Origin of the sequence: Eggerthella guodeyinii (assembly GCF_009834925.2) — a bacterium.
Lineage (GTDB): Bacteria > Actinomycetota > Coriobacteriia > Coriobacteriales > Eggerthellaceae > Eggerthella > Eggerthella guodeyinii.
On the sequence record NZ_CP063310.1, the window covers coordinates 1 to 17053 of the forward strand.

Annotated in this window: 11 protein-coding genes and 2 tRNA genes; 10 read left to right on the forward strand and 3 right to left on the reverse strand. The window is 62.1% G+C overall.

Going from position 1 to position 17053, the window contains the following annotated elements; all coding sequences use genetic code 11:
* The first annotated feature begins 637 nt into the window (after nucleotides 1-637).
* The 8 genes from GS424_RS00005 to GS424_RS00040 all read left to right on the forward strand — a co-directional run bounded on the left by GS424_RS00005 (nucleotide 638) and on the right by GS424_RS00040 (nucleotide 13460).
* Entirely contained in the window at nucleotides 638-1729 is a 1092-nt protein-coding gene (locus tag GS424_RS00005) for an ATP-binding protein (protein ID WP_244977621.1), read from the forward strand.
* A gap of 91 nt (nucleotides 1730-1820) precedes the next feature.
* A complete protein-coding gene (gene dnaA / locus GS424_RS00010) occupies nucleotides 1821-3347 on the forward strand; it encodes a chromosomal replication initiator protein DnaA (protein ID WP_160940827.1) in 1527 nt (508 codons plus the stop codon).
* 362 nt (nucleotides 3348-3709) lie between these two features.
* Nucleotides 3710-4810, forward strand: coding sequence for a DNA polymerase III subunit beta (gene dnaN, locus GS424_RS00015; RefSeq protein ID WP_160940826.1), 1101 nt, complete (start codon nucleotides 3710-3712; stop codon nucleotides 4808-4810).
* Between the two features lie 18 nt (nucleotides 4811-4828).
* Nucleotides 4829-5944, forward strand: coding sequence for a DNA replication/repair protein RecF (recF, locus tag GS424_RS00020; protein WP_160940825.1), 1116 nt, complete (start codon nucleotides 4829-4831; stop codon nucleotides 5942-5944).
* Nucleotides 5941-6516: a phosphoadenosine phosphosulfate sulfotransferase gene (locus GS424_RS00025; RefSeq protein ID WP_160940824.1), complete on the forward strand. Its 576-nt coding sequence runs from the start codon at nucleotides 5941-5943 to the stop codon at nucleotides 6514-6516. The genes recF and GS424_RS00025 overlap by 4 nt, the downstream gene beginning before the upstream one ends.
* Nucleotides 6517-6681: 165 nt before the next feature.
* Nucleotides 6682-8634, forward strand: a complete 1953-nt coding sequence (gyrB, locus tag GS424_RS00030) for a DNA topoisomerase (ATP-hydrolyzing) subunit B (protein ID WP_280527516.1) — start codon at nucleotides 6682-6684, stop codon at nucleotides 8632-8634.
* A gap of 182 nt (nucleotides 8635-8816) precedes the next feature.
* A complete protein-coding gene (gyrA, locus tag GS424_RS00035; protein WP_160940822.1) occupies nucleotides 8817-11615 on the forward strand; it encodes a DNA gyrase subunit A in 2799 nt (932 codons plus the stop codon).
* A gap of 207 nt (nucleotides 11616-11822) precedes the next feature.
* Complete coding sequence (locus GS424_RS00040; RefSeq protein WP_244977622.1) at nucleotides 11823-13460, forward strand: MATE family efflux transporter; 1638 nt, start codon at nucleotides 11823-11825, stop codon at nucleotides 13458-13460.
* 1 nt (nucleotide 13461) lies between these two features.
* Here GS424_RS00040 and GS424_RS00045 read toward each other — a convergent pair whose 3' ends face one another.
* Both GS424_RS00045 and GS424_RS00050 read right to left on the reverse strand, forming a co-directional pair.
* Complete coding sequence (locus GS424_RS00045; protein ID WP_154332610.1) at nucleotides 13462-13974, reverse strand: bifunctional nuclease family protein; 513 nt, start codon at nucleotides 13972-13974, stop codon at nucleotides 13462-13464.
* Nucleotides 13975-14101: 127 nt separating this feature from the next.
* Entirely contained in the window at nucleotides 14102-14977 is an 876-nt protein-coding gene (locus tag GS424_RS00050; protein ID WP_160940821.1) for a LysR family transcriptional regulator, read from the reverse strand.
* A 186-nt stretch (nucleotides 14978-15163) separates the two neighbouring features.
* Here GS424_RS00050 and GS424_RS00055 point away from each other — a divergent pair.
* Both GS424_RS00055 and GS424_RS00060 read left to right on the forward strand, forming a co-directional pair.
* Nucleotides 15164-15240 (forward strand) — tRNA-Ile (locus tag GS424_RS00055).
* An 83-nt stretch (nucleotides 15241-15323) separates the two neighbouring features.
* Nucleotides 15324-15399, forward strand: a tRNA-Ala gene (locus GS424_RS00060).
* Nucleotides 15400-15469: 70 nt separating this feature from the next.
* Here GS424_RS00060 and GS424_RS00065 read toward each other — a convergent pair.
* Complete coding sequence (locus GS424_RS00065) at nucleotides 15470-16921, reverse strand: helix-turn-helix transcriptional regulator (RefSeq protein WP_160940820.1); 1452 nt, start codon at nucleotides 16919-16921, stop codon at nucleotides 15470-15472.
* Nucleotides 16922-17053: the final 132 nt, after the last annotated feature.

Sequence of the window (17053 nt, forward strand, 5' to 3'; positions counted from 1 at the left end):
CCTCGAAAGGATGTTCTGAATGCCCTCAACCGCCCCCGGGTGCCTAACGTTCGAAGCGTTTTTCCGCTTTTCTGCACGGTGCAATTGTGGAAAATGTTGAAAACTCGCGTTTCATTCGAGACGCATTGTGGAAATCTCCAACGTCATTGGTTTGTCAAGATATGATTTCTCATTATTTTACAAGGCTCTCATCAGGCATGAAAGGTGACTGCACCTATTAACGAAGCTCTGACCAGGTACTTTGCAGTATCCACCACGACCGTTATTCATGCGACCGGGCAAGACGTTACGCATTCTTCACACGAATGAAGCCAAACGGTCACGTTTTATTTGAAAGAGGATTTCGCCGTCGGATGGCGCCCCAAGCCGGAATCTATCAACATTTTTGCACGGTTTTCACCAACGTTCGTACGTTTTCCAGAAAGCATTCTTCAACGTTTTCCACATTTTCTGAATAGAAAGTGGAAAACGTTGAAAAGCCCATGTGGAAAGCCCTATGAAATTTAGGAAAGGATGAATGTGTCGGTTTGAATGCTATGAATTCCCCAGGTGGATGGATTCAGAATCGAAAAAACGCTACAATGCCAATGAATGTCACTGAAAAATGCTGAATATCGAATCTGAAAACGGAACACCATTGGACAACCAGATTGAAAAAGCAGATCATCAGGATGAATCCGCTGATGACGGCGTGGAGTCGTTCGACTACACGCATGTGCACGCCGTGGCGCGCATCGCGTTGTACGACGATCTTCGCAGCGCGCCGCGCGTAACCGAGATACATCCGGCGCCGACGGCTGAATTCATTGAAAGCCTCGCTTCGAAAATTTATGAACAAGCGAAAAGCGCCGGCGGCACCATTCCGTACACCGTTATCCGCGAGGTGTCGGAAAACTTCATCCATGCGCGGTTCGCCGAAGCGACCGTGTCCATCCTCGACGACGGCAACACCATCCGCTTCGCCGACCAAGGCCCGGGCATACCTTATAAGGATCAAGCGCAGATCCCCGGGTTCACGTCCGCCATCGAGCCGATGAAGCATTACATTCGCGGCGTGGGGTCGGGCCTTCCCATCGTGAAGGAGTACCTCGACTTCTCGCACGGCACCATCACCATCGAAGACAACCTGGGCACGGGCGCCGTGGTCACCATCAGCCTGCGCGCCGGCCAGCCCTCCGCGACGCCGGGCGACGGTCTGGCTCCCCTGGAGCCCGCGTACCCGCCGCGCGACCTGGGCCCGCAGCCGCAGCCGCAATCGCAACCGCAGGCGCCGATGCAGCAGCAGCCGGCCTACCCGGTGCAATACGGCTACGCGAACCCGCCGTACCCCCAGGAGCAAGCGCCCGTTCCGGCATCCGCGCGCCCGCCGTACGGCTACGAGCCCGAACCGCAGTACATCCCTCCGCGTTACGCGCAGGACCCGTACGCAGGGGGGAACCCGTATTACCCCCCGACGGCCGCACCGTCGTACCGCGCGCAGGGCATGGCCGCGCAGCACTCCATGGCACCGCTCATCCCGCCGCTTTCGCAGCGTGAACGCGACTTCCTGCCCATATTCCTCAACGAGGGAGCGCTGGGCGTCACGGATCTGTCGCGCCTGACGGGCGTTCCGCAATCGAGCACCTACGTGACGCTGTCCAAGCTCGAAGAGTCGGGCCTCATCGAGAAAACAGTCGGCCAGAAGCGCATTCTGACCGATCTTGGTTACCACGTGGCAAATTCCCTATAGTACAATCAAGGCGGCAGCGGGCGGCTCCCGCTCGACGCCGGCGAATGTTTCACGTGAAACATTCGCGGTGCCCCCAGCAAGGAAGCAAGCTATGAACAGCGAAAAACTCGAGCAGGTCTGGTCGGAAGTATGCGACCAGGTGAAAAGCTACAACAATATCGACCCATCGCAGATCAACGCGTTCTTCTCGCGTCTGCATCCGCAGGCCATGAGCGACGGCTTCCTCATGGTCACGGCCGACAACGACTTCATCAAGACATGGATCGAGCGCCATTACGTCGAATTCATCAAGCGCGCGTTGAACGACCTGTACCACATGCCGTTTACGGTGATCATCGAAGTGGACATCACGGCGGCGGAGCAAGCGGCCGCCCCGGCCCCCGCCCCTTCGGCCCAGCCGGCGCCCGCACCGGCGCCGAGCCCCGCGCCGATCGCTTCCCCCGCGGCGTCGGTTCGCGACGCAGGCGGCGACGCGCGCGAACCTGAGAGCATCCTTCGCACCCCCGGATCGGAACGCGACGAGGACGATCGGCCGCGCGAGATCGCGCTCGACGGCCCCGACAGCCCGGCGTCCACGCTCACGTTCGAGAACTTCGTCATCGGCGACTCGAACCGCATGGCGTACTCGATGGCCGTGGCCGTGGCCGAGATGCCGGGCAAGGCCCACCTCAACCCGCTGTTCATCTACGGCAAGTCGGGCTTGGGGAAAACGCACCTCATGCGCGCCATCCAGAACTACATCAACGAGACGATGCCGCAACTGTCCACCATCTACGTCGACTCGGCCGAGCTGCTGAGCGACTACATGGAGGCCAGCGCCGCGCACGACAAGCAGAAGTCCAGCTACAAGAACTTCAAGACGCGCTACGAAGAGGCCGACGTCCTGCTCATCGACGACGTTCAGTACCTGCAGGGAAAGAAGCAGACGCTCGACATCGTGTTCCAGATATTCAACAAGCTGACCAGCCAGGGCCGCCAGGTGGTGCTGTCGGCCGACCGCGCGCCGAAGAACATCGACATCGACGAGCGCTACCGCAGCCGCTTCAACTCGGGCGGCACGTTCGACATCCAGCCTCCCGAGATCGAGACGAAGCTGGGCATCGTGAAGAGCTTCGTGGACGAGTACCGCGAATCGGAAGGATCGTCCGACTTCAACATCCCCGAGGACATCCAGATGTACATCGCGGAAAGCTCGAGCTCCAACATCCGCGAGCTGAAGAGCGCCGTCACGAAGGTGATCTACCAGATGACGTTCTTCAACCAGCCCAACCTCAAGTTGGACGACGTGCGCACGCTGTTGGAGAACCATTTCACGGGCGGGCCGTCGAAGCGCCTCACCATTGCCGACATTCAAAAGGAAGTGGAGAACTTCTACAAGGTGAGCCACGCCGACCTGGTGGGCAAGAAGCGCACGCGCAACATCATCTACGCGCGACAGATCGCTATCTATTTATGTCGTCAGATGCTCGACCTGCCGTTCAACGACATCGGCAAGAAGTTCAACCGCGACCACTCCACCGTGATGTACTCGGTGACGAACGTCGAAGAGAAGATGAAGGAGAACCGCGAGCTGCGCGAGGAGCTGGAGGCGCTGCGCGGGCTCATCAACGAGATGTAGCGTACGAGCGTTCGGCGGAAAGATGACTGAAACATGACTGACAAGTTGCCGAAAAGTGGTACAACCCTAGGGAAAGATAATAAAGGCGATAATTGATGTTGATGGAGGGTACCCGATCTACACGATCGATTCGGGAGGAATTCTGAACGTTGACGTGCACAAACGCCAGTTATCCACATTTCCACCGTCCTTATTATTACAACTATTAAAACCTTAGATATATTAAGGGAAGATCAAAAACAAAGAGCACAACCCGAAAACACGTCGATGAAGTCATACCGATCATGCGCAATGTTTCACGTGAAACATTCGAACCTCTATAATGGCGGAAGCGCTCGCTGCTTCTAGAGAAAGGGAACGTCTTGAAATTCAGCATCAACCAATCGGAATTGCAGAACGCGTTGTCGGTGGTGCTCAAGGGCATCGCCACCCGATCGACGCTTCCCATTCTGTCGGGCATCTACCTCGACGCGCACGATGACACCCTCACGCTCCAGGCGACCGACCTCGAGCTGTCCATCCAGTACTCGGTCTCGGCGCTCATCGAGGAGACGGGCAAGGCCGTGGTTCCCGGCAAGCTGTTCTCCGAGATCGTGAAGAACCTGCCCGACGCCGCCGTGCACGTGGAAGCCGAAGACGACTCCGCGGTCATCACGTGCGATACGGCGTCGTTCTCCATCAAGACGCTCGATGCCGAGGATTTCCCCGGATTCCCGCACGTGGACGTGCAGCAGGAAGTGTCCATCCCGTTCTCGCAGTTCTCGTCGATGGTGAAGCGCGTCGCGCGCGTCGTGTCGAAGGACGAGAGCCGCGCCATCCTCACGGGCGTGCTCATCACGTTGGAGGACACCACGCTCAAGATGGTGGCCACCGACTCGTACCGCCTCGCCATCACCGAGGCCGAGCTTCCCGATGCGGCCGCCGAGGAGTTCCAGGCGGTCATCTCGGGTTCGTTCTTGCAGGAGATCTCGTCGCTGCCGCGTTCCGAGGACGACCTCAAGCTGGCGCTGGCCGAGAACCAGATCGTGGTGACGTACCACGATACCGTGTTCATCAACCGTCGCCTCGAGGGAAACTTCCCGAACTACCGCCAGCTGCTGCCCGATTCCTACGCCACGCGCGTGAGCATGGACGTGGGGCATCTCGTGGCCGGCGTGAAGCGCACGTCGCTGCTGGGGCAGACCAGCTCGCCGGTGCGCTTCGACATCAACATGGCATCGCAGACCGTGCAGCTGTCCGCCGTCGCGCAGGACGTGGGCTCGGCTCAGGAGACGCTTTCGTGCTCCGGCGAGGGCGAGGACGTGGAGATCGCGTTCAACTACGCCTACGTGCTGGACGGCCTGTCCTCCGTGAACACCGACAACGTGTTCCTCGAGGTGCAGTCGTCCATGAAGCCCGGCATCTTCAAGGCCGACGAGGGCGAGAACTTCCTCTACCTCGTCATGCCCGTGCGCATCGCGTAAGGACGCGCGCGGCCCGTCGTGGATCTGTCCATCACCCATATCTCGTTCCGGAACTTCCGCAGCTACGAAGGCTTCGACTTGGACGGCGTCGGGCCGCTCACGGTGCTCGTGGGCCCGAACGCGGTGGGCAAGACGAACGTCATCGAGGGCATCGGTCTGCTCACGGCCCAGTCGTCGTTTCGCCACGCGCCCGTCGACCAGCTCGTTCGGGCGGGCTCCGACTTCGCGCGCTTGGCGGCCGACGTCACCGACGGCAGCCGCCAGCTGGAGCTGACGGTGCAGCTGGCCGAAGGCAAGAAAAAACACCTGCTGAACGGCAAGGCGAAGCGCACGGCCGACCTGAAGGGCCTCGTGCCGTCCGTCACGTTCACGCCGGACGACCTCGAGCTGGCAAAGGGGTCCATGACGGTGCGCCGCGGCGCGCTCGACGCGCTGGGCTCGCAGCTCTCGGCGAACCACTACCTCATCCGGCGCGACTACGAGAAGGTGCTGCGCCATAAGAACCGCCTGCTCAGGGACGAAGCTCCGGCCGCACTCGTGGAGGCGATGAACGAGACCCTCATTACGTGCGGCGCGCAGCTTTCGTGTTACCGGGCGGCGCTATTCGAGAAGCTCGCGGCATCGATGGCGTCGTACTACGCCGAGATCACCGACGGCACCGAGCACCTTGAGGCGGGGTTCACGCCGTCATGGGAGGAGCACGATCCCTTCGCGTTCGCCACGCACATGTTCGGCCGCGACGAGGCGCGCGCTTCGCTGACCGACGCGCTCGCCCGGCGCGGCGGCGAGGAGCGCGTGCGGCATCGCGCGCTCGTGGGGCCGCACGCCGACCGCATCGAGTTCTTCATCGACGGCAAGAACGCCGCCCTGTTCGGCAGCCAGGGCCAGCAGCGCTCGGTGGTGCTGGCGTTCAAGCTGGCCGAGGCCACGCTCATCCAGGACATCCTGCACCAGAAGCCCGTGCTGCTGCTGGACGACGTGATGAGCGAGCTGGACGCCGCGCGCCGTCGCGCGCTGGTCGCGTTCATATCGGGGGACATCCAGACGTTCATCACCACGACGAACCTCGCCTACTTCGATGACGACCTGCTGGACGCCGCCCGCATCGTGGAGCTGGGGAGGGATCGCGCATGAGGAAGCTGGGCGAGAGCATCAACGAGCTGATGACCGTGCTGGCCGCCGGCGACGATGCGTCGCGCAAGGCGCAGCGCGCGGCCGCGGTGAACGTGGCATGGCGCAACGCCGTGGAAGCCGTGTACAAGGACGCCGCCGAGATGGTGCTCGACCACGTGAACGCCGTGTACATCATGGCTGCGGACGAGGTGGTGAAGGGCGCGCCGACGAAGGCCTCGCACACGGGGACCGGCGCCCAGCTCGTGGTGTATTCCGACGACAGCCTCATTCGGTCGGACCTCGACGCGCGCCAGGAATTCCTCAAGATGAAGTTGAAGGAGCAGGGCGAGCACGTGGAGACGTTCAAGATCCTGCCGTCGCGCTTCGACATGAAATCCCGCCATCCCTTCCGGCGCGCGGAAGCGGGCGGCGGCGGCGCGCGCCCGGCGCGTCCCGTGCGCGACGAGGCCCCGCGCGTCCCCTTGACGCCCGAGGAGCAGGCGGCGCTCGAAGCCAGCGTGGACGCGGTTGAGAGCCCGACGGTGCGACGAGCCCTCGAGAGGGCGATACGTGCCGATAAAAATCGTATGTAGCAGTCTGATACGAAAAAATTCGGACGAACCGGTGATCGTGGCTCGTACGGCTTCTGGAACCCTTCACAAGTGATGGATTTTGTTGGTATCACGAAGCATATATGGTAAAATTTGCAGGTTGGCGCGAATCGGCGCTGCACTCACACATCGCACTACAAAAGGAGCATGTCAGTGGCAAACAAACCTGACCATTACGACGGTTCTGACATTCAGGTCCTCGAGGGCCTGGAAGCGGTCCGCAAGCGTCCGGGCATGTACATCGGCTCGACGGGCCCGCGCGGTTTGCACCACCTGGTGTACGAGGTCGTCGACAACGGCGTCGACGAGGCCCTCGCCGGTATCTGCGACGAGATCAAGGTGTGGATTCACGCGGACAACTCGATCACGGTCGACGACAACGGGCGCGGCATTCCCATCGACAAACACCCGAAAGAGAAGATCCCCACCGTCGAGGTGGTGCTCACCATCCTCCACGCCGGCGGCAAGTTCGGCGGCGAGGGCTACAAGGTGTCCGGCGGTTTGCACGGCGTGGGCGTCTCCGTCGTGAACGCGCTGTCCTCGCACGTCGAGGTGAAGGTGCGCAAGGAAGGCAAGGAGTACTTCATCGCCTTCGATCGCGGCAAGACCTCCGAAAAGCTGCGCGAGCTGGGCCCCACGAAGCGGGGCAACGGCACGACGGTGTCCTTCTGGCCCGACCCTGATATCTTCACCGAGACGACCGTCTTCGACTACGACACGCTGGCGAACCGTTTCCGCGAGATGGCGTTCCTCAACAAGGGGCTCAAGATCGTGCTGTACGACGAGCGCGTCACCGACGCCGACGGCAACCCGCGCACCGAGGTGTTCCAGTACGCCGGCGGCATCGTCGACTTCGTGAAGTTCCTGAACGAGGGCAAGGAAACGCTCAACAAGCCCATCTACTTCGAGGCCGAGAACGACGACGGCACGGTCGAGGTGGCCATGCAGTGGTCCACCTCGTACTCCACGAACTCCGTCATGGCGTTCGCGAACAACATCAACACGCACGAGGGCGGCACGCACCTCGACGGCTTCAAGCAGGCCGTCACGCGCACCATCAACGAGTACGCCCGTGCCAAGGGCATCCTCAAGGAGAAGGATTCCAACCTCTCCGGCGACGACACGCGCGAGGGTTGCGCGGCCATCGTGTCCGTGAAGCTGCACGACCCGCAGTTCGAGGGTCAGACGAAGACGAAGCTCGGCAACACCGAGATCCGCCCGCTCGTGCAGAACGCCGTGACCCAGGGCCTCGCCGAGTACCTCGAGGAGAACCCGACCCCGGCCAAGCGCATCATCGGCAAGGCGACCCAGGCCCTCAAGGCCCGCGAAGCCGCGCGCAAGGCGCGCGAGATGACGCGCCGCAAGGGCGTGCTCGACTCGTTCGCGTTGCCGGGCAAGCTGGCGGACTGCTCGTCCAAGACCCCGGAGAACTCCGAAATCTTCATCGTAGAGGGCGATTCCGCAGGCGGCTCGGCCAAGCAGGCCCGCGACCGCAAGACGCAGGCCATCCTGCCCTTGCGCGGTAAGATCCTCAACGTGGAGCGCGCCGGTTTGCACCGCTCGCTGTCGTCGGACACCATCAGCTCGCTGATCACGGCCATCGGCACGAACATCGGCGACGACTTCGACGCCGACCAGTCGCGCTACCACCGCATCATCATCATGACCGACGCCGACGTCGACGGCGCGCACATCCGCATCCTGCTGTTGACGTTCTTCTACCGCTACATGCCGGAGCTCATCAATCGCGGCTACATCTACATCGCGCAGCCGCCCATCTTCGGCCTCAAGAAGAAGAACTCGCGCTCGCCGAAGATCGAACGCTACATCTACGACGAAAGCGCCCTGTCGGCCACGCTCGCCGAGTACGACGATCCGAACAAGTTCGACGTGCAGCGCTACAAGGGCCTCGGCGAGATGGACCCGGACCAGCTTTGGGAGACCACGATGGAGCCGGCCACCCGTACGCTGTTGCAGGTGAGCATCGACGACGCCGCCGAAGCCGAGCGCGTGGTGAGCGACCTCATGGGCGACCAGGTGGAGCCGCGCAAGGAGTTCATCCAGAAGCACGCGCGCGACGTCCGATTCCTGGACATCTAGCGTTCCGGCGGTCGGCAGACCGCCGGAACCGCTCGACGCTGCGGGCTTCCGGGCCGCCCGATCTCGCGGCGATGCCGATGACTCGCGTACCGAAGTACGCTTCGCCATCGCCATCCCCACGATCTCGGGCACCGCGAAAGCCCTCGCTGACTTACTACGCCAACCTGTAAAGTAGGAGAGATATGGCAGACAACAACGATTCTTTCGACGAGTTTTTGAATCGCGCCGAAGAAGACTACGACGCGGGCGATATCGAGTCGGCTGAGGAGGCCGACGAAGACGACATCCTCGATGACGTGGAAGACGACGAGGACGAAGCGCGCCCTGGCGCGTTCGTGTCCGAAGAGAACAAGGCGCGCTCGATGATCGACCTGTCGAAGATGGCGAACCCGCACGGTTCCATCGTCGAGGGCGCCAACGGCGGCGAGGGCACCATCGTGCGCTCCGCCTACCTCGGCAAGGAGATGCAGACGTCGTTCCTGGAATACGCCATGAGCGTCATCGTCTCGCGCGCCCTGCCGGACGTGCGCGACGGCCTCAAGCCGGTTCACCGCCGCATCCTCTACGCCATGAACGAGTCGGGCTACACGCCGAACCGTCCTCACATGAAGTCGGCCCGTACGGTCGGCGACGTCATCGGCAAGTACCACCCGCACGGCGACTCCGCCGTGTACAACACGATGGTGCGCTTGGCCCAGCCGTTCTCGATGCGCGTCCCGCTGGTCGACGGCCATGGCAACTTCGGCTCCATCGACGGCGACGGCGCGGCGGCCATGCGTTACACCGAGTCGCGCCTCGACAAGGTGGCCATGGAACTGCTGCGCGACCTCGACAAGGAGACGGTCGACTTCCAGCCGAACTACGACGAGAGCCTCGAAGAACCCACGGTTCTCCCCGCGCGCTTCCCGAACCTGCTGGTGAACGGCTCGCAGGGCATCGCCGTCGGCATGGCCACGAACATCCCGCCCCACAACCTGGGCGAGACGATCGACGCCACGTGCCTCATGCTGGACAACCCGGACGTCAGCACCGAGGAGCTCATGAAGGCCATGCCCGGCCCCGACTTCCCCACCGGCGGCATCATCATGGGCAAGAAGGGCATTCTGGACGCATACGAGACGGGCCGCGGCTCGCTGACCGTGCGCGCGAAGTGCAAGGTGGAAGAGGGCAAGAACGGCCGCAGCTCCATCGTGGTCACCGAGATCCCCTACCAGGTGAACCGCCAGCGCCTGCTGGAGAAGCTGGGCGAGCTCGTGCGCGAGAAGAAGCTGCCCGAGATCAGCAACATCCACGACGGCGCCGACCGCCACGGCATCGACATCATCATCGACCTCAAGAAGGACGCCATCCCCCAGGTGGTGCTCAACAAGCTGTACAAGCACACGCAGCTGCAGGTGGGCTTCGGCGTGATCATGCTGTCGCTGGTGGACGGCGCGCCGCGCGTGCTGTCGCTCAAGGAAATGCTGCACTACTACATCGCGCACCAGGAAGAGGTCATCGTCCGCCGTACGCGCTACGAGCTGGCAAAGGCCGAGGAGCGCGCGCATATTCTCGAAGGCTTGATCATCGCGCTCGACAACATCGACGAGATCATCCACATCATCCGTTCGTCGCAGACCGACAAGGAAGCGGCCGAGCGGATGACCGAGCGCTTCGGCCTGACGGACAAGCAGACCGCCGCCATCCTCGAGATGCGCCTGCGCCGCCTCACCGGCTTGGAGCATCAGAAGATCGAAGACGAGTTGAAGGAACTGCTCGAGAAGATCGCCTACTACAAGCGCGTTCTCTCCGACGACAAGCTTGTGCACGAGATCATCAAGGAAGAGCTGCTCGAGGTGAAGAAGAAGTTCGGCAGCCCGCGCCGCACGCTGTTGTCCGAAGCGGCGAAGGACCTCGACGTCGAGGATCTCATCGCCGAGGAGAGCATGGTCGTCACGATGACGAAGGCCGGCTACGTGAAGCGTCTGCCCGTGGCCACCTACCGCCAGCAGAAGCGCGGCGGCAAGGGCATGCAGGGGGTGAACCTCAAGGACAACGACTACGTGGAGCACCTGTTCGTGGCGTCCACGCACTCCTACATGCTGTTCTTCTCCACGAAGGGCAAGGTATACCGCCTGAAGGTGTACGAGCTGCCCGAGGCGTCGCGCCACGCGCGCGGCACGGCCATCGTGAATCTGCTGCCGCTTGAGAAGGGCGAGACGATCTCGGCCGTCATCGCGACGAAGGACTTCCCGTCCGACGAGTACCTCATGTTCGCCACCGAGCACGGCATGGTGAAGAAGACGTCGATGGACCTGTACGACCGCACCCGCCGCGATGGCCTCATCGCCATCAGCCTCAAGGACAACGACCGCCTCATCTCGGTGAAGCGCGTGGCCCAGGGCGAGAAGGTGCTCATGGTGTCGTCCGCCGGCAAGGCCATCATGTGGGACGAAGGCGAAGTGCGCGCGATGGGTCGCGACACGATGGGCGTGCGCGGCATGAACGTGCCACCGATCGCCAAGGTGCTGGGCATGGAGATCGCGCAGCCCGACACCGACCTGTTCGTCATCACCGAGAAGGGCTACGGCAAGCGCACTCCCATCGCCGAGTACCCCGAGCACCATCGCGGTGGCCAGGGCGTGTTCACCATCACGATGACCGAGAAGAAGGGCCTGCTGGCCGTCATGAAGATCGTCGGCGAAGACGACGAGATCATGATCATGTCCGAAGAGGGCGTGTGCGTGCGCACCCCGGTGTCAGGCATCTCCGAACTCGGACGCTCCACGCAGGGCGTGTGCGTCATGAAGACGGCCGACAAGGATCGCGTGACCGCGGTGGCCATCTCGAGCCGCGGCAAGAAGAAGAAAACCGGCGGCGCGCAAGTCGAGGGCGAGGAGCTCGACGAGAACGCGATCGACGATCTTGACGACGGCGTCGAAGGCACGGAGGCCGAAGTCGAAGTGGAGGTCGAAGTCGAGGTTGACGAGACCGACGAGTAGCACGTAGCATCGAAGGCCCCGCAACGCGGGGCCTTCTTCTTTCCCGCGCCGAACCGCGCGCGCATGTTTCACGTGAAACATTTCTCTCCCCAAACGCTCATGAATGCGAATCCCATGAAGGGATAACAAGCCCCCTGGCAGGTTGTTGACGTGCCGTATACTGCACGCCTTGTGACTGTTGCCGAAGCGAAAGGGGGACGGAAACCCATGCATCCAGTAACCGCAGCGCGCGCTGCGCTCCGAAAACGCGCCCAGCGAGCGCCTGCGGACAAGACCACCGCGAGCGACGTGTTCGTGTTGTCCGTTCCGCTGTTCGTGGAACTGTTCATGCAAATTATGATCGGGAACATCAACCAATTCATGCTCGCGCCCCTCGGCACCGAGCCGGCCGCGGCGGTGGGCAACGCGCTGCAGATCCTCAACATCGTGACCATCGCGCTGTCGGCTATGGGCACGGCCTCCACCGTGCTCGTGACGCGCGTGCTGGGGAAATCGTCGGCGACGAGCACGGTGTCGGAGATCGCGACCGTCGCGCTCGTGGTGAACATCGGGTTGGCCGCCGTCATGACGGCGGTGCTGTTCCTCTTCTGGCCCCAGTTCTTCTCCTGGCTGCACATCGACGGCTCCATCACGGGGATGGCTTCGTCGTTCCTGCTGATCGTCGGTTCGACGACCGTCGTTCAAGGGGCGTTCTTCGCCTTCACGGCGCTGCTGCGCAGCTACGCGCGCGGCGTCGACGTCATGCGGGCGAGCCTCATCATGAACGCGGTCAACATCGCGGCCAGCGCGGCGCTCATCGGCGGCATCGGCTTCGTCCCGGCGCTCGGCGTGGAGGGCGCGGCCCTTGCGAACGTGGTGGCGCGCGTCGTGGGCCTCGTGGTGGCCTGCCGCCTCGTGCTGCGCCACACCGACGTGCGCATGCGCCTGCGGTACCTGCGCCCGTTCCCGTGGAAAACGCTGCGGCGCATGCTGGGCGTGGGCATCCCCTCGTCGGGCGAGCAGATGAACTACGACCTCGCGCAGATCGTCATCCTGTCGTTCATCAACGTGCTGGGCACGACGGTGGTCACGGTGAAGGTGTACTGCTCGATGATCGCCGGCATCGCCTACCTGTACTCCATCGCGCTGTCGCAGGCGACGCAGATCGTGCTGGGGTACCTGTTCGGCGCGGGGAAGTTCGACGCCGTCGCGCGGCGCGTGTGGGTTGCCGACCTCATCGCGGTCGCGCTCACCACCTGCGTGTCGACGCTCATCTGGGTGAACGCCGATGCGGTGTTCGGGTTGTTCACCGCCGACCCCACCGTGCACGAGTTGGGACGGCAGGTGCTGCTCGTCGAGATATTCCTCGGCATCGGCCGCGCGCTCAACATCGTCATGGTGAAGGCGCTCATCGCGGTGGGCGACGTGAAGACCCCGGTGACGGTGAACGTGATCTCGTCGTGGATATTCGCCGTGGGCGGCGGGTACCTGCTGGGCATCGGATTGGGCTGGGGCATCGTGGGCATGTGGATAGCCATGTGCGTGGACGAGTGGCTGCGCGGCGGCTTCCTCGTGGTGACGTTCGCCCGTGGCGGCTGGCGGCGCCGTGCGATCGAGCGCCAGAAACCGCCCGAGAAGACGGCAGATGCGCGGGAGCCGTCTTCGGATGCGCCCCTGGAAGCACCCGCGGTGTCGTATGCGAAGCCGTCGATGTTCGTGCTGAAGAAACCGGGCGCGCCGGGCCGCCCCAAGGAGCCGGGCGCCATCAGCCTGACGGCGATCATGGGGTTGCTGCTAGCGGACAACGGCGGGCTGTCGCACGGCATCGTGCAGGCCATCACCGATGCTTTGACGGCGCTCTGGTAGATCAGCCCTCGAAATCCTCTGGGGCCAGCTCTTCCAGGAACTTCTTGAACTCGGACAGCTCGGCCTCGGTCGCGGCGGCGGGCTCTTCCCGTCTCAGCACGTAGGGGAACGACGCGCGCTCCAGCACGTCCTCCTCGATGTAGATGGGAGCTTTCTGCCGCACGGCCAGGGCCATGGCGTCGCTCGGCCGGGCGTCGAGGTCGATGAGCCGGTCGTGCTGGCGCAGGGTGAGCCGCGCGAAGAACGTCGAGCCCTGTACGTCGTTGATCACCACGTGATCCACCTGCGCATCGAGGTTCGTGAGCGCGTCGAGGAACAGGTCGTGCGTCATCGGCCGCGAGAAGCGCGCTTTCTCCAGCGCGATGCCCATCTGCGTCGCCTCGTTCACGCCCACCCAGATGGGGACGATGCGCGACTTCCCTTCCTGGACGACCTCCTCGACGGGCTGGAGCACGACGATGGAGGGCGACGGAGCCGTTGACACGATCAGCGTTTGAATGGTGACGGGAATCATCGATGCTCCTCCTCGGGCGTTCTGCGCAATGCGCCGGTGCAGCGTGCTTACCGATTATAGCGCTTTGACGCGGGTGGCGATCGCATTGCCGTGGCGTTTTGGTGTCAAGATGCGGACGCGCCGCGCCTCAGCCACGCCCTTTCAGCAGCTTCTCCATGCGCTGGTACGCGGGCGGCTTGGCGCCTTTCAACGTGATGAGGCAGATGGGAATCGCCTTCATGTCCTCGCGTGCAAAGGGGATCATCGTGCTGCGGGGAAGCATCTCGCCAAGCGACGCGATGTTCACCATGAAGCACACCGCATGCTTGACGTAGAACTGGCGCGGCATGTCGAACGCGGGAGGTTCCACGACCGGCGACTTCAAGCCGTCCTTCTGATAGGTGACGAGGATCGATTCGTTGAAGTGGTCGAACGATTTCGACGAGATGACGCGGTACGGCTCGAGTTGCTTGAGCGTGACGGTTTCCTGGCGGGCCAGCGGATGGTTCGACGCCATGCAGATGCCGGCGGGCACGGTACCCACGGCGAAGCAGTCGAAATCGGGGTGGTCGAACGGGCCGATGGTGATGAGCGCGTCGCATCCGCCATCGCGGATGACGCCGAGCCCCGTCTCGCCCGTCCCGATGGATACTTCCGTTTCGGCTTTCAGGTACTTGTCGAAGAACGCGGCCATGTCGGCGCGCGCTTTGGCGTTGCGGCAAAACGAAGGAGCGCACAGGAACAAGCGCAGCTTGGAAAGTTCTTTGGCGTGGGCCTCCCCCATCTGCTCGAGCGTCTGGAAGGATGCGCTGACCGGTTCCGCCTTCCTGCAGAACGTTTCACCGAGCGGCGTGAGGGTGATGCCCTGGTGGGTCCGCTCGAACAGGTTTTCGCCGAACTCGTTTTCCAGGTCGGTCATCGCTTTCGACATCGCTTGGACGGAGATGTCGAACTCGCGAGCGGCGGATGAAAGGCTGCCGTGGTTGGCGACGGCGATGAAGTAGTTGATCTGCTTGATATTCAAAAAAAGTCTGCCTCCCTCCGGAGCGATGCGGCACGGTTGGGTTAAGCGTACCATGTAATGCACGGAGCGTAGCGGGCGCTTGAAAAATCGTGCTTGTTCCCGAATATTCAAAAAGTGGTAAGAAATATTCAAAAAGTGCTTGACCGATCTTAGCGATTCGACGTATAGTGATCAGGCACTTTTTTTGGGCCCGTAGCTCAGTTGGTTAGAGCGCACGCCTGATAAGCGTGAGGTCGCTGGTTCAAATCCATTCGGGCCCACCACTTTTTAGCGATAAACGCTCCACCGTGAGCCGAGTTAGCCGGTGGAGCGTTTATTAATATCTAGACCAGAAAAAGCGCACTTTGGGGCATTAGCTCAGCTGGGAGAGCGCGGGCTTTGCAAGCCTGAGGTCAGGGGTTCGATCCCCCTATGCTCCACCATTACATACGAGCCGGCCCGCGAGGGTTTGGTTTTACAGGACGGCCGGTCGATGACCGGCTGTTTTCATGTCTACTGCAGTTCGAACCCTTCGACGAGCGAAAGCAGTTCCTGCTTCGTGTGAACGTCGAGCTTCTTGTACAGGTTCTTCAGATGGAACCGCACGGTGTTCTCGGATATGAAGAGCACCTTCGAAATGGAACTGGCGTTGCGCCCGCCGATGGCGAGGATCATGACGTCCATCTCGCGGTCGGATAGATGGTAGACGTCGCGGTATACGGGATTGTTCCTGATGCTCTCCTCGGCATTGTCTCCGGTGAGAAGCAGGGCGACGCGCTCTTTCGTCTGTTTCGTTTTCGCCTTTACCGCCGCCGTGACCATGCCGATGAGGAGTATCACGTAGACGGCGATCATCGCGGCGATCACGGTGCCCAGGTTGTAACCGACGATCGAGCCGAACAGCAGACCGAACCCCGCCGAACCGAACACGATGCTCAGCAAGACGCCCGACGCGAACAGCACGGGCACCTTGTTCCGTTGCGCGATCTGCACGCAGGTGACGAGCATGCAGATCGAGGCGATGCAGACGAACACGTTCTCGATGCCGGCGAGCATGCTGAGGTATTCCGTGCCGGCGAACGGCACGATGAAAAAGAACGTCGCCGCAAGCAGGAACAGCACGAGGTAGAGCTTTTCGAAGCCATCGGCCAACGATGAGACCTTGCAGAACACCGCGAGGACGATGGCGCCGACGAAGAAGCTCATCGTGAACATGATTTGCAGTATCGGTTGGTTGATTGTCGAGCTGTCGTACAGCATAGCCCGCGCCACGCCTCCGGAGAATCCGATGACCGCCACCCAGGTTATCGAACGCCACGACATCCCGAGCAGCTTGCGCACGTGCTTCGCGTACGACATCGGGTCGGACGGCTTCGAGGCTTGAGGGGTCGAGACGGCGCGGTGCGAGCTGTTCCACCCGATTCCGGCGAGGATGAAGAAATGCGCGGCGGCGATGATGCCGAGGGACAGCAGGGTCGTGGAAACGTCGTTGAAGGAGATGAGCGCGAGATTGACCACCCCGACGAACGAAGTGCCGATCGCCGCGATGGCGGCGATGTTCTCGATGCCGAACGTGCGGGAGAGCAGATCGAGCCACGAGAGCATCGAGCCGGCGATGGCGGAACCCAGCAGGATGGCGGCGGCGACCAGCACGACCGAGCTCTTCTCGGGCAGCATCGCGTTGATGGAGAACAGGGAGAACCCGATAGCGAGCACGCCCGCCGCTCCCAGCGGAAGGAGCGCGTGGTTTCGGATAGGACGCTTCAACGCTATGAAGGAAAGCAGTAAGAACGTGAGAATTTGGGACACCGTGAGCAACGCGGTGAAGTATTGGATGTCCCAATAATCGCTGCCCGATCCGTACAGATCGAGGTTTCCTCCGCTGATGAACACCATGAAAAACGAAAGGAACAAGGTGAATCCGAGGCAGAAAGGAATGAACAGTTTCAGGTTCGATATTCTCATGGCTCGGCGATTTCCCTCCCCCGCCTTGAAGGCTACCCAGCATACGCACAGGCCTATTCTACCCGTTCGCGCGTGCTATGCAGGAGATCAGAAAGGGGGTCGCGTGAAATCGGGCCGAACCCTGCGATCTCG

What these genes read in the sequence shown, in the direction of transcription:
- dnaA (WP_160940827.1), top strand. Translation starts at nt 1,821, where the DNA reads ATGAACAGCGAAAAACTCGAGCAGGTCTGGTCGGAAGTATGCGACCAG.
- GS424_RS00025 (WP_160940824.1), top strand. Translation starts at nt 5,941, where the DNA reads ATGAGGAAGCTGGGCGAGAGCATCAACGAGCTGATGACCGTGCTGGCC.
- gyrB (WP_280527516.1), top strand. Translation starts at nt 6,682, where the DNA reads ATGTCAGTGGCAAACAAACCTGACCATTACGACGGTTCTGACATTCAG.
- gyrA (WP_160940822.1), top strand. Translation starts at nt 8,817, where the DNA reads ATGGCAGACAACAACGATTCTTTCGACGAGTTTTTGAATCGCGCCGAA.
- GS424_RS00040 (WP_244977622.1), top strand. Translation starts at nt 11,823, where the DNA reads ATGCATCCAGTAACCGCAGCGCGCGCTGCGCTCCGAAAACGCGCCCAG.
- GS424_RS00045 (WP_154332610.1), bottom strand. Translation starts at nt 13,974, where the DNA reads ATGATTCCCGTCACCATTCAAACGCTGATCGTGTCAACGGCTCCGTCG.
- GS424_RS00065 (WP_160940820.1), bottom strand. Translation starts at nt 16,921, where the DNA reads ATGAGAATATCGAACCTGAAACTGTTCATTCCTTTCTGCCTCGGATTC.